Origin of the sequence: Vitiosangium sp. GDMCC 1.1324, assembly GCF_003044305.1 — a bacterium.
Classification (GTDB): domain Bacteria; phylum Myxococcota; class Myxococcia; order Myxococcales; family Myxococcaceae; genus Archangium.
Window position 1 is genome coordinate 278,058 of record NZ_PZOX01000014.1, and the last position, 14,176, is coordinate 292,233.

The following is a 14,176-nucleotide window of genomic DNA, read 5'->3' on the forward strand; positions in this document are numbered from 1 at the left end:
CGTCTGGGGTGTCAACACGCCTGGTATAAGGTGTGGACCCCATCATGGCCGCCGACAGCACGGAGACTTCTCCTCTTCTCGTACCTCTGGCCGGAGGAGGCGGGCCCCCTCCCCCGCCTCGTGGAACCCTCATCGCGGGCCGCTTCCTCATCGAGGACCTGGCGGGCCGCGGCGGCATGGGCTTCGTCTTCCGGGCCACCGACCAGCGCACCGGTCAAACCGTCGCCCTCAAGCTGATGAAGGCCGTCACCTCCCCGGCCGCTGCCTACCGCTTCAACCGGGAGGCCGTGCTGCTCTCGGAACTCCACCATCCCGCCATCGTCTCCTACGTGGCCCATGGCACCTCCGAGGAGGGCCAACCCTTCCTGGTCATGGAGTGGCTCGAAGGCGAGGATCTCGCACGCCGCCTGCTCCGCGAGCCCCTCGACCTCTCCGAAACCCTGGCGCTGGTACACCGCGCCGCCGAGGGCCTTGCCATCGCCCACCGTCAGGGCATCGTCCACCGCGACATCAAGCCCTCCAACCTCTTCCTGCGCGGGGGCAGGCCCGAGGACGTGGTGCTGCTGGACTTCGGGCTCGCCCGCCATGTCGCGCCAACCCTGGTGCGGGTAACGAGCATCAACACGGTACTCGGCACTCAGGGCTACATGGCGCCCGAGCAGGCCTCCAGCGAGCCAGAGATTCCTGCCTGCGCCGACATCTTCTCCCTGGGCTGCGTGCTGTACGAGTGCCTCGCGGGTCAGCCCCCCTTCAAGGCGCCTCACTTCTCCGCCACGCTGGCGAAGATCCTCTACACCGAACCAAAGCCCCTGCACGAGCTGCGTCCGGGCCTGCCCCAGGGACTGCAGGTGCTGGTGGACTGCATGCTGGCCAAGAAGACGCAGCGGCGGCTGCCGGATGCCACCCACCTGCTCGAATCGCTCAAGGCACTCGAATCGGTCCCCTCGCTGCTGCGCGCCGAGAAGAAGTCCCAGCCCACCGGCCTGGCCGGCGCAGAGCAGCAGCTCGTCAGCGTCCTGCTGGCCTCCGACCCTGGGCGAGACACCGGGGAGCAGGAGGAGGACACGAGACGAGGGCTCACGCTGCGCGACTCCATGCGGACGGCGCTCGCCCCCTACGGGGCCCAGGTGGAGCGGCTGGCGGACGGTACGCTGGTGGCCACGCTGACGCCGGAGCGGGGCACCGCGACCGACCAGGCCGCGCTGGCCGCGCGCTGCGCCCTCACCCTCAAGGACCGCTGGCCCGAGGCCGCGGTGGTGCTGGCCACCGGCCGCGGGGTGCTCGCCGAGCACCTACCAGTAGGCGAGGCCATGGACAGGGCGGGCCGGCTGCTGCGTCAGCTCGAACAGGCCCCCACCGCCTTCGCCTGCGTGCTGATGGACGAGGTCACCGCCGGTCTGCTCGGGCCCGGCTTCCAGCTGTCGCGCTCCTCCTCGGGTTCATTCCTGCTGCAAGGTGAGCAGCTCGGCGCCGACACGTCCCGGCCGCTGCTGGGCAAGCCCACCCCGTGCGTGGGCCGTGAGCAGGAACTGGCCCTGCTCGAGTTCACCCTCTCCTCCTGCCACGAGGAATCCTCCGCCCGCGCCCTGCTGGTGACGGCGCCTCCGGGCACCGGCAAGTCCCGCCTGCGCCACGAGTTCCTGCGCCGCATCGAGCGCTGGGAGCAGCCGGTGCTGGTGCTGTTGGGGCGTGGCGAGCCCATGAGCACGGGGGCCTCCTACGGCCTGCTGGGCCAGGCCCTGCGCATGCTGTGCGGCGTCGTCGAGGGTGAGGACGCCGAGTCCCACCGCGCCCGCCTCACCCAGCGCTTGTCCAGGCACCTGCCCCCCGCCGAGGCGAAGGAGACCGTCGAGTTCCTGGGCGAGCTGTGCGCCCTCCCCTTCCCCGACGACACCAATCCCCGCCTGCGCGCGGCGCGCGGTGACCCTCGGCTGATGAATGCCCAGATGGGCCGGGCCCTGGTGTACTTCCTCAAGGCCGAGTGCGCCCATCACCCGGTGCTCCTGGTGCTGGAGGACCTGCACTGGAGCGATGCGCTCACCATCAAGCTGGTGGACGAGCTGCTGCGGGAGCTCGCCGAGCAGCCCCTCCTGGTGCTGGCACTGGCACGGCCCGAGGTGAAGACGCTCTTCCCGCACCTGTGGTCGCGGCGGCTGCAAGAGGTGCCGCTGAATGGGCTGAGCCGCAAGGCCAGCGCCCGGCTGGTGCGCGAGGTGCTCGGGCCCCAGGTGCCCGACAACATCGTCCAGAAGGCGGTGGAGCAGTCGGACGGCAACGCGCTCTTCCTGGAGGAGCTCATCCGCATGCTGGCCGAGGGGCGAGGAGAGGAGGTTCCGCAGACGGTGCTGGCGGTGCTCCAGGCGCGCTTGATGCGGATGGAGCCGGGGGTCCGCCAGACGCTGCTGGCCGCCAGCATCTTCGGCCGCACCTTCTGGTCGGGCGGCGTGAAGGAACTGCTGGGCGGGTCCAGAGAGAGCAAGGCGCAGGAGCAGCACCTGAGGTGGCTCGTGGAACAGGAGGTCATCGAGCCCCTGCCCTCCAGCCGCTTCCGCGCGGAGAACGAGTACCGCTTCCGCCATGCGCTGGTGAGGGATGCCGCCTATGGACTGGTGCCCGACGACCATCGGCCCATGGGCCACCGGCTGGCGGGCGACTGGCTGGAGCGGGTGGGCGAACCAGAGCCGCTGGTGCTCGCCACCCACCACTGGCTGGGCGAGCGGCCAGAGCGAGCCACCCATTTCTACACGCGTGCCGCCGAGCAGCTCTTCGAACGGCACGACCTGCAGGGGACGATGCGCTGCGTGGAGGGTGCCCTCGGCTGTGGTGCGAGCGGCGAGTTGCTGACCCGGCTGCGCGCGCTCCAGGCCGTGGTTGCCTTCTGGATGGATCAGCTCCCGAGAGCGCTGGAGCTCGGCATTCCGGTCCTCGCCAGGATGAAGGCGGGGAGCGCGCTGTGGTGCAGGTTGATGGGGGACTTGAGCCTGGGGAGCGCCCTGGACCGGCATGGGGAGCACGTGGCCCGGCTGAGCGACCTCCTACTGCACACCACGCCGGAGCCCGATGCGGTGGCGGCCTATCTCGAGGCCATCAACCGCCTGGGGGCCGCGATGTCCTGGTCCGGCGCGCGCCAACGGATGGAGCTCCTGGTCGCACGGGCGCTGAAGGTGGGCGCGGGCATGGAGCCCCTGGGTGCCCGGGCGCGTGGCTGGATGAGGTTCGCCCAGGCCTACTTCCTCTACTACTTCGAGGCGAGGCCCTGGCAGGCCTTCACGTTGATCGAGCTGGCGGAGCGAGACTTCCGAGAGATCGGCTCGGAGCGGGACGCGACCCTGGCTCGAGCCTTTTCGGGGGCGGCCCTGGCCGCGCTGGGAGATCTCCCCGGAGCCGTGGCGTACCTGCGAGAGGCCCTGGCCGTTGCCCAGCGCACGGAGCAGCGTCTCGCGGTGACCTATGCCCAGCGGTACCTGGCGACGACGCTCGCCCGCAGCCCGGAACTGGAACACCAGCGGGAGGCCGAGACCCTGGCAGAGGAGTGGATGAACAGCACGGACGCCTACAAGTGGGGCAACGCGCACGCCATGCGGGCCTGGACACTGGCGGCCCGTGGCGAGCCGCGCGAAGCCGAGCCGTATGCGCGCAAGGCGTGTGAGCTGTTGATGCCGTTCCTGAACTTCCTGGCCCCCGTGCGCGCGCTGCACAGCACCGTCCTGCGCGCCCAGGGACGCGCCGTGGAGGCCCGGCACGTGGCGGAGCTCGGCATGGGAGAGCTGGCTCGGATGGGCAACGAGGGCGTGCACGCGGTCGCCGTGCATCTGGCGCTGGTGGAGGCCCGCTTCGCGGACGGCGACGCCAGCGCGGGAGAAGCCGCCCTGCGCGAGGCCCTCCGGTGCGTGAGGGAGCGGGCCAGCGACATCTCTGACCCCACCCTCCGTGAGCGATTCCTGCACCGGGTGCCCGAGAACGCCCGCACCCTCGAACTGGCCCGCCAGCGCTGGGGTGAATCCCCGCCGTAGGGCGCCCTCACGCCCTGGCGCCGCACCTGGGACAGACGCTCAGCTGGCGATGCGCGTCCGCTCGTCCTCGACCTGCCGCACGGGGCGACTCGCCTCGTGGTCCGCGAGAATGCGTGCGACGAAATCGTTGACGAACTTCCCCTCGGGATCCTGCTGCTGTTGCACCCGCCGGAATTCCCGCCATCTCAGCCCATACATCTTCTTCATCGCTTCGCCGGTCACCCTGGTCGCCTTGCCGAGATGCACCTGCCCTCCATACGTCAGGAAGATGCGCTCGGCCTCGGCGAAAACCTCTGTCGGATCGACGGACAGACTCGGCACGAGATTGATGTAGCAGGTACGCCGGCCCGCTCCGGGAGCGATCGTCGCCTGAGAGGCATCGGGCGTGAATCGAACCTCGATGACGGTCACGAACCGCCGGCGCTTCAGCATCTCCAGGATCTCCTGCAGGCATTGCTTGTACTTCTCGTAGGGAATGCCGTACTCGATCTCATCGTGGTGGTAATAGAGGCTGCGCGAGAAGCCCACCTGCGATGGATACACACAACTCCTGCCGTTCATCAGGAGCTTGAGGAAGAAGAGGCCGGCCTTCGCGAACACCTGGGCGAAGTCCAGGACCCTCGCCAACCCCAGCAGATAGCCCATGAACAGCATGTCCATCAGCTCCTGTATCACCTTGAGCACGCGATACAGCCGGGAGGGCGGCTCCTGCGTGTGCTGCCACGTATTCATCAGGACCTTCCTGATGTCGACACCGCCGATGTAATAGAAGCTGAGATGATTGTATTGCCGCAACAACAGGTCGATGGAGCCCTCGGCCATCGCCCTATCCACCACCTGGGTCGACTTCTTCAAGTTGAAGGCAGGCACGCACTGGAGCTCTGCCTCGGTGACGATGCCGCAGGTGCCGATTCCACCGATGGCCGCGTGGAACTCCGGTGCGCCCCGCCGATACGTCTTCACATCACCGGCTGCGTTCACGATTCGCAGTGACCGCAGTTGCTCCGACAGGAAGCCGTTGTCCCGTCCGGTACCGTGGACGTCTGTCCCAATCAACCCGCCGATACTCTGCGCATCGGTGGAGCCCTGCACCGGAAGAGCCAGGCCATTCTCACGCAAGATCTGGGTGAGCTCCCTCAGCCGGATCCCCGTCTGCACATAGGCGCGCATCTTCGCCTTGTCGATGCGCACCGCCTTGTAGTCTTCCAACGAGATCAACGTTCCGCTCGTGAGAGGAGAGGCATTGAAACCGTGGCCAGAACCCACGACGCGGACCGTCTCCGAGCTCCGGACGATGTTGCGGATCTCCTCCTCGGTACGGGGCCTCTTGAAGTACTCCGGCTGGCATTCGAACGTGCGGCTCCAATTGACCCACGTCCCACGCCACTCCAGGAAGCGCCCCTCGTGCAGCAGCTTCGCCCCTCCCGAAAGGAGGAAGACCAGGGAGTTGACGGTGTTGATACGCCACGTGCGCGCGATGCGCAGAATCCTGCCCAGAAGTTTCATGTGCTCTCCCCCGTGATTGAGCAATACAATAGAAACGTCTGGCGTCTTCTGCTGTGAGCTCAGTAACAGCCTGTGAGCGAAGCAGTTCACAACCCCTGCAGGCCCATCCGGGAGGCTTCGCTGGCTTCTCCATCCTCCGGAACGGCTCTCGTGTCATGAGAACGGGACAGTTGGGGGGAGCAGGTGCTCCAGGGACTCGGGTCGGATGAACGTGAGGTCATCGTCACGCCCCCGTCAGCGCACCCGCCAGGTGGTACCCCAGCCGCCCACCCCAGCAGTCCCACGACGCGGAATGGCCCAACCCCGCGGGCCCCAACTCCAGACGTGCGAAGGGTAGGCCGACCTTCGCGGTTGGGTGCGCCCCCCGCCGGAAGCACCTCGCGATCGCACAGGGAACAGTCCTGGTCGCCGCGCCTCTGCCCCATGCACCTCGGTTCTGGACCTCCACCAGAAGTGATGGGGCTCCATCCGCCCCTTACTCGTTGACGCCAGAACGTAAGCTAAACTACTACGTGGGACAAACACACTCACCCGCTGAGGCCTGAGTGACTCGCGTCTGGACCCCCGGGAGGGCCGGGCCAGCTACCGCCGCCGAGGTTCCGCGCTGGCCTGCCCGGCGCCCCGGACGGAGCGCCCCATGCCCTCGCTGCTCCGACGACCCGACGATGAACCGCCGCCTCCTCGGTGTGGCGTGCTCGCCCCCCGCGCCCACGTGCGTACGCGCCGTTCCACTGGCTGCGTACTCACCGAGCCACCACTCGGTTCTCCAGACGGCTCGGGCGCACGGCTCGACTGCCTCCCGAGCTTCGCACTGCTCCCGGCGAATTCCGTACTGCTTCGCATGGTTGACACACGCCTGACTCCGGTGTCAGGAAGCCCGCCTTGCCCATGCCCGCGAAAGCTGCCTTCTACGATGTTGACGGGACGCTGGTGAAGACCAACGTCGTCCACGTCTACGCCTACTATGCGATGAACCGAGGCACGTTCCTGGGCATCGCCGGGAGGACCCTGGCCACCGCGGCCAGCGTGCCCCTCTTCGCCGCCATGGACGCGGTGAACCGCAAGGCCTTCAACGAGTTCTTCTACAGGTATTACGCCGGCTTGTCCGAGGATCGGCTCGTCTCCGTCGCCGAGGACATGTTCGAGGACGTGCTCAAGCCCGCCATCTACGAGCAGACGCGCGACCTCATCGACCAGGCGCGCCGCGTGGGCTGCCGCATCGTGCTCGTCACCGGAGCCCTGGACTTCAGCATGCGCCCGCTGGCCCGCTACCTGGGTGCGGACGACATGATCGCCAACAAGATGCAGTTCGTCGGCGGCAAGGCCACCGGGAAGGTCATCCCCCCCATCATCGAGGGGGCGAACAAGGCCAACGCCATCCGCTCGTACTGCGTCCGGGAGGGCCTGGCCTTGGATCAGTGCCACGGCTACTCCGACAGCGCCTCCGACTACGCCATGCTGTCCGTGGTGGGGCGGCCCACGGCCGTCAATCCGGACATGCGCCTGCGTTCCATCGCCCGGGCCTACAACTGGCCCATCCTCGACCTCAAGTAACGAAAGTTCAGTACGACATGCGCCCGCTCAAGACGCTCCAGAAGCTCTACGACGAGGAAAGCCAGGTGGTCATCACCGAGAAGGGCAGCCCCCCGCGGGCGCTCTTCTACGGCGAGGGTTTCCTGCTCGAGGACCTGCCCGTGGGCACCCGGGTCATCTTCCCTCGGCCGCCCCTGGCCGGCGTGCCCAACGTCAAGGCCGCCATCCGCTGGGCCATCAACCACCCCGAGGGCATGGAGCCGCTGCACGCCCTGCTGCGCCCCGGCATGCGGCTCACCTGCGTCATCGACGACATCTCCGTGCCGCTGCCGCCCATGGCGACGCCGGACGTGCGCCAGTCCATCCTCGAGGTGGTGCTGGAGTTGTGCGCGGACTCGGGCGTGGACGACGTGCACCTGGTCATCGCCAACGCCCTGCACCGCCGCATGACGGAGGGCGAGATGCGGCGCATGGTGGGCCAGAAGATCTTCGACGCCTACTACCCGGACCGCTACTACAACCATGACGCCGAGGATCCGGACGGCATGGTGGAGTTGGAGCGCACGCCGTGCGGCTCGCACGTGGTGGCCGTCAACCGGCGCGTGGCCGAGAGCGACCTCATCGTCTATGTGAACGTCAACTTCGTGCCCATGAATGGCGGCCACAAGTCCATGGGTACCGGCGTGGCCAACTACGCCAGCCTCAAGGCGCACCACAACCCGAAGACGATCCGCGAGTCCAAGAGCTACATGGAGCCGGGTCACAGCGAGCTGTACCGGCGCAACGAGCGCATCGGCAAGGCGATCGACAAGCACCTCAAGGTGTTCCACATCGAGACGTCGCTGAACAACCGCATGTTCGGCCCCGGCGTGGACTTCCTCCACAAGAAGGAGGAGGACTACACCGAGGGGGACCGGCTGAAGCTGCACGGCATGCGGTACGCGCTGTCGAAGATGCCGCGAGCGGCGGCGCGCAAGGTGCTCAACTCCATCCCCGCGCCCTATGACGTGACGGGTGTGTTCGCCGGAGCCACCGAGCCCACCCACGCCAAGACGCTGGAGAAGAGCTGGCAGCAGTACGTGGTGCCGGTGCAGGGGCAGAGCGACATCGTCATCTTCCCCATCCCGTTCATCTCGCCCTACAGCGTCAACTCCATCCTCAACCCGCTGCTGGTGCAGGTGATGGGGCTGGGCTACTTCTTCAACCTCAACCGCGGCGTGCCGCTGGTGAAGAAGGGCGGCGTGCTCATCCTCACCCACCCGGCCTTCGACGAGTTCGATCCCGTCCAGCACCCCAGCTACATCGAGTTCTTCAACCGGGTGCTGCCCGAGACGCGCGACGCGGTCCAGATTGAACAGAAGTACGAGCGCGAGTTCGCGGAGAACCCCAGCTACGTGCACCTGTACCGCAAGGGGAACGCCTACCACGGCGTGCACCCGCTCTACATGTGGTACTGGGGCGAGAACGGCCGCCAGCACGTGGGCAAGGTCATCGTCGCGGGCGCGGAGAACAACCACGTCCCGGCGCTGCTCGGCTGGGAGCGCACCGACACCCTCACCGAGGCCATCGAGGAAGCGCGCGGCTTCATGGGCCGCTCGGCCAGCATCAGCCTGCTGCGCATCGCCCCCACCGTCATGGTCGACGTGAAGTAGCCCCGGGTTCCCATGATGAGTCTTCCCGAGCTGAACGTCTCCCAGGTCTTCACCGGCAAGCGCCTGCTCTTCGCGGGCTCCACCGGCTTCGTGGGCAAGGTCACCCTGTCCATGCTCCTGTCGCGCTACGGCCAGGAGCTGGACAAGCTCTACGTGCTGGTGCGCAAGGGCAACGCCCCGTCCGCCGAGCGGCGCTTCTTCGACAAGGTGGCCACCAGCGAGCCATTCCAGCCGCTGCGCGACGCCCTGGGCGAGGAGGGCGCGCTCGAGTTCATCCGCCGCAAGTGCGAGGTGCTCGACGGCGACATCACGGATCCGCTCATGGGCCTCACGGCGGAGCAGGCGGACGCGCTGACGGGCAAGGTGCACGCCATCGTCAACTGCGCGGGCCTGGTGTCCTTCAACCCGTCGCTGGAGGTGGGCCTCAACGTCAACACCCACGGCGTGAAGTACACCGTGGAGCTGGCGCTCAAGTGGGGCGTGCCGCTGGTGCACATGTCCACCGCCTTCGTGGCCGGCAACCGCAGCGGGCTCGTCTTCGAGGACGAGGACGTGGTGGGCTACTTCCCGCGCCGCGACGAGCTGGACGGGCGGGACTTCAGCCTGGCGCAGGAGCTGGCGGACGCGGAGAAGATCGTCGCCCGGCTGCGCGAGCAGGCGGATGACAAGGCGCTGGCGTCGACCTTCCGAAAGAAGGCGCTGGAGCGGCTGGAGCAGGAAGGCCGCGACGCCACGGACGAGAAGACGCTGCGGCTGGCGGTGGGCCGCGAGCGCAAGCTGTGGCTCACCGGCGAGCTGGTGCGCGCCGGCATGGAGCGGGCGAAGCACTGGGGCTGGCCCAACACGTACACGTACACCAAGAGCCTGGGCGAGCAGGTCATGGCGAGCACGCCGGGCCTGCGCTACGCCATCGTCCGGCCCTCCGTCGTCGAGTCCGCCCAGCACTTCCCCTTCCCCGGGTGGAACGAGGGCTTCACCACGTCGGCGCCGCTGGCCTTCGCCGGCATCAAGGGCCACCGCAACATCCCCGCCGGCGAGCGCGCCATCCTGGACATCATCCCGGTGGACCACGTGGCCGGCGCCACCATCGGCATCACCGCGCACTCCCTCCAGGTGGAGGAGCGGCGCGTCTACAACCTGGCGAGCGGTGATGTGAATCCGTTCTACGCCAGCCGCTCGGTGGAGCTGGTGGGCCTGTACCGCCGCCGCTACTACCGCAACAAGGAGACGGGCAACGCGCTGCTCAACGAGCTGCGCTCGCGGATCGAGCCGGTGCCAGCGAGCCGCGCCGTCTTCGAGAACCTCAGCGCCCCCATGTTCGTCAAGGGCGCGCGCTTCCTGCGCCAGGTCATCGACGAGGTGAAGCCCACCTGGGGCGCACCCAACGTGCAGGCCGTGCTGGAGAAGGCCCGCGAGGCGCTGGACGACGTGGAAGACCAGGCGCAGAGCCTGGGGGGGCTCATCGAGCTCTTCCTCCCCTTCCTCTACGACAACCGCTACGTCTTCCGCTGCGACAACACCCGCTCGGTGTACGCGCGCATGGCCCACCACGACCGGGTCCGGATTCCGTGGGCCCCTGAGGCCATCGACTGGCGCACCTACTTCCTCGACACCCACCTGCCCGGCCTGGAGAAGTGGGTGTTCCCGGGCATGGAGGAGGAGACGAAGAAGCGCACCGCCATCCCCGCGCACCGCGACCTGCTGGAGATGCTCGAGGCCAGCGTCAACGCGTGGCGCCACCGGGTGGCCTTCCGCTTCGCGGCCGACGAGAAGGAGGAGCGCCTCACCTACGGCGAGGTCAACCGCTACGCCAACCGCGTGGGCAGCTTCCTGCTGAAGGAAGGCGTCAAGCGCGGCGAGCGGGTGATGATCCTCTCGGAGAACCGGCCCGAGTGGCCCGTCTCCTACTTCGGCATCCTGCGCGCGGGCGCCACCGCCGTCCCCGTGGACTCGAGCCTCACCGAGGCAGAGGTCGTCAACATCGCCCGCCGCGCCGAGGCAAAGGTGCTGCTGCTCTCGGAGCAGAGCGCCGAGGAGCTGCCGGGCGTGGCGAAGGCCCTGGCCGAGGCGGGCCTGTCCACGCGCGTGGTCAGCCTCGCCGAGGCGATGAGTGGAGACCCCGCGTACCCGGACAACATCGGGCCGGTGCGCCGCACGGCCGCCCCGGATGACGTGGCCAGCCTCATCTTCACCTCGGGCACCACGGGCACGCCCAAGGGCGTGATGCTCACCCACCGCAACTTCGCCTCCCTCATCGCGAAGCTGGCGGGCGCCTTCAACGTGGGCATGGGGGACTCCGTCCTCTCCGTGCTGCCGCTGCACCACACCTTCGAGTTCTCCGCCGGCTTCCTCACGCCCTTCTCGCGCGGCACGGAGATTACGTACATCGACGAGCTCACCTCGGACCGTCTGGGTGAGGTGTTCGAGACGGGCCGCGTGACGGCGATGATCGGCGTGCCCGCGCTGTGGCAACTGCTGCACCGCAAGGTGACGCAGGAGATGGCCAGCCGGCCGCCGCTGGTGGAGCAGGCGCTCAAGACGCTCATGTCGGCGCACGGCGAGCTGCGCAACCGCAGCAACCTCAACCTGGGCAAGCTGCTCTTCTGGCCGGTGCACCGCAAGTTCGGCGGGAAGATCAAGTTCCTGGTGTCGGGTGGCTCGGCGCTGCCGGACGACGTGCACAAGGCCTTCCACCAGCTGGGCTTCAACATCATCGAGGGCTATGGCCTCACCGAGGCCGCCCCGGTGCTCGCGGTGTCCGAGACGAACGTCAACAAGCGTCAGGTGGGCACGGTGGGCAAGGCGCTGCCCGGCATCGAGCTGCGCATCCTCGACCCGGACACCGAGGGCATCGGCGAGGTGCTCGCGCGCGGCCCCAACGTGATGGCCGGCTACTTCGGGGACAAGGAGGCCACCGACGCCGTCCTCAAGGAGGGCTGGCTGTACACGGGCGACCTGGGCCGCATGGATGACGAGGGCCGGCTGTACCTGGTGGGCCGCAAGAAGGACGTCATCATCGACGCCAACGGGAAGAACGTGTACCCGGACGAGCTCGAGGACACGTACAGCGTCCACACGCACATCAAGGAGCTGTCCATCGTCGGCCTGCCGGACGAGGCGGGCGGAGAGAAGGTGGCCTGCCTGTGCGTGCCGGACTACAAGGACCGGCCGCGCGAGGAGGTGCGGCGCGAGCTGGAGGAGCACTTCCGCAAGACGGGCCAGGAGATGCCCTTCTACCGCCGCGTGAAGGTGCTGCGCTTCTGGGATGGCGAGCTGCCGCGCACCTCGTCGCGCAAGGTGAAGCGCAAGGTGGTGGTGGAGGAGCTCAAGCGACTGGAGCGGCTGGCCTCCTCGGGCGAGAAGGCCCGCGAGAAGGTGCTGAGCACCGGCGGCGTCTCCGACTGGCTCTACCCGCTCATCGCCGAGGTGGTGAACAAGCCGCTGGCCGACATCCGCCCCGAGGCCCGCCTCTCGGTGGACCTGGGCCTGGACTCGCTGATGCTCACCGAGCTGTCGGTGGCGCTGGAGCAGGCCGGTGTGCCGCTGCCCGCGGTGAATGACCTGACGCACGTGCAGACGGTGGAGGACCTGCGCAAGCTGGTGGTGTCCAGCGGACGCCGGCCCGCCGCGGAGACGCGCGCCCGGGAGATCACCCGCGAGGTCGAGAAGTCCGAGGAGGTGGAGATTCCGGTGCCCGAGCCGCTCGTCACCGTGGGCCGGCAGCTGGTGCGGCTCGGCCAGCAGGCGCTCTTCGGCTCCCTGTTCGACGTGAAGGTGACGGGCAAGCCCTTCATCCCGATGAACCGCAACTTCCTCGTCATCGCCAACCACACGAGCCACCTGGACATGGGGCTCATCAAGGTGGTGCTCGGCGAGCAGGGGCAGCGGCTCACCACGCTCGCGGCGCGCGACTACTTCTTCGATACGCCGCTCAAGCGCGCGTACTTCGAGAACTTCACGGACCTCATCCCCATGGACCGGCACGGCTCGCTGCGCGAGTCGCTCCGCATGGCCGGCAACGCCCTGCAGCAGGGCTTCAACCTGCTCATCTTCCCCGAGGGCACGCGCTCGGTGACGGGCGAGCTGCTCGAGTTCAAGCCGACCCTGGGCTACCTGGCGCTCACCTACGGGGTGGACGTGCTGCCCGTCTACGTGAAGGGCGCCTACGAGGCGCTGCCCAAGGGCCGCATGCTGCCCAAGTCGCGCGAGCTGGAGGCCCACGTCGGGCCCGCGCTGAAGTACGAGATGCTGCGTGCCAAGACGCAGGGCATGGCGCGCTCGGAGAGCTACCGCTACGCCACGAAGCTGGCGGAGGACTCCATCCGCGCGCTGGCCGCGGGCCGCGTGCTGAGCTTCGAGGAATCGGCCACGGTCGAGGATCAGCGCCGCGCGCTGTCCACGGGAGGGAGTGAGTCGTGAAGCTGCTCGTCACCGGAGGCACCGGTTTCCTGGGCACGCACCTGGTGCCGCGGCTGGTGGCCGCGGGCCATGAGGTGCGCGTCATCGGCCGCTCCAGGCCGGTGGGCCCCGGCTTCGAGAAGGTGGAGTACGTCCAGGGAGACCTGAAGGACCGGGACGCGGTCCGCCGCTCGCTCGAGGGCGTGCAGGCGCTCTACCACCTGGCGGGGCTCGTCTCCTTCCAGGACAAGGACGCGCGGCGCATGTACTCGCTGCACGTGGACTGCACGCGCGAGCTGCTGCAGGACGTGCGCGAGTCCGGCGTCCAGCGCGTCATCCTCGCCTCCACCTCGGGCACCATCGCCGTGTCCAAGGAGGAGCGCGTCGGGACGGAAGAGGACGACTACCCCATCACCGTGGTGGGGCGCTGGCCGTACTACCTGTCCAAAATCTACGAGGAGAAGCTCGCGCTGGAGTACTGCCGCAAGCACGCCATTCCCCTCGTAGTGCTCAACCCGAGTCTGCTGATGGGCCCGGGGGATGACCGGCTGTCCTCCACGTGGACGGTGCTGAAGTTCCTCCAGGGAGAGATTCCCGCAATGCCCGGTGGCGGCATGTCCTTCGTGGACGTGCGCGACCTGGCGGACGCCTTCGTGAACGCGCTGACGCGCGGCGAGGTGTACGGGCGCCACCTGATGGGCGTGAACCTGTCCATGTCGGACTTCTTCGAGCGCCTGTCACGCCTGTCCGGCGTGGCCGCGCCCCGGCTGCGGCTGCCCTCGCAGGTGAACGTGCTCGGGGCCAAGGTGCTGGAGCGGGTGGCGAAGTGGCGCGGGATGAAGCCCACGTTGGACCCGCAGGAAGTGGACATCGGCGAGCACTGGTTCTGGCTGGACGCCTCGAAGGCCGAGCGCGAGCTGGGTTTCCGGGCGCGCGACATCCACGCGACGCTGCACGACACGGTGCAGTACCTGTACACGCGGATGGCGCCGGGTCACCTCCCGGGCACCAAGGGCCGGCTCGACGAGCTGCGCGAAGGGACCTGAGTCCCACTGCCCTCTCCCCCTCGGGAGA

General features: G+C 68.2%; 6 protein-coding genes. 5 read left to right on the top strand and 1 reads right to left on the bottom strand.

What is annotated here, in order from left to right; genetic code table 11:
* The first annotated feature begins 44 nt into the window (after positions 1 to 44).
* Positions 45 to 4,013: a serine/threonine-protein kinase gene (locus DAT35_RS34900; protein ID WP_108073569.1), complete on the top strand. Its 3,969-nt coding sequence runs from the start codon at positions 45 to 47 to the stop codon at positions 4,011 to 4,013.
* Positions 4,014 to 4,052: 39 nt separating this feature from the next.
* Here DAT35_RS34900 and DAT35_RS34905 read toward each other — a convergent pair whose 3' ends face one another.
* Entirely contained in the window at positions 4,053 to 5,519 is a 1,467-nt protein-coding gene (locus DAT35_RS34905) for a D-arabinono-1,4-lactone oxidase (RefSeq protein ID WP_108073405.1), read from the bottom strand.
* Between the two features lie 888 nt (positions 5,520 to 6,407).
* Here DAT35_RS34905 and DAT35_RS34910 point away from each other — a divergent pair.
* From DAT35_RS34910 to DAT35_RS34925, 4 genes are read left to right on the top strand one after another with little or no spacing between them, the layout of a single operon-like run.
* Positions 6,408 to 7,073, top strand: coding sequence for an HAD family phosphatase (locus DAT35_RS34910; RefSeq protein WP_108073407.1), 666 nt, complete (start codon positions 6,408 to 6,410; stop codon positions 7,071 to 7,073).
* Between the two features lie 17 nt (positions 7,074 to 7,090).
* Positions 7,091 to 8,704, top strand: a complete 1,614-nt coding sequence (locus tag DAT35_RS34915; protein ID WP_108073409.1) for a lactate racemase domain-containing protein — start codon at positions 7,091 to 7,093, stop codon at positions 8,702 to 8,704.
* 12 nt (positions 8,705 to 8,716) lie between these two features.
* Complete coding sequence (locus tag DAT35_RS34920) at positions 8,717 to 13,123, top strand: AMP-binding protein (protein WP_108073411.1); 4,407 nt, start codon at positions 8,717 to 8,719, stop codon at positions 13,121 to 13,123.
* Positions 13,120 to 14,148 (top strand): NAD-dependent epimerase/dehydratase family protein, encoded by a 1,029-nt coding sequence (locus tag DAT35_RS34925; protein ID WP_108073413.1) that lies wholly within the window; start codon positions 13,120 to 13,122, stop codon positions 14,146 to 14,148. The genes DAT35_RS34920 and DAT35_RS34925 overlap by 4 nt, the downstream gene beginning before the upstream one ends.
* Positions 14,149 to 14,176 lie beyond the last annotated feature (28 nt).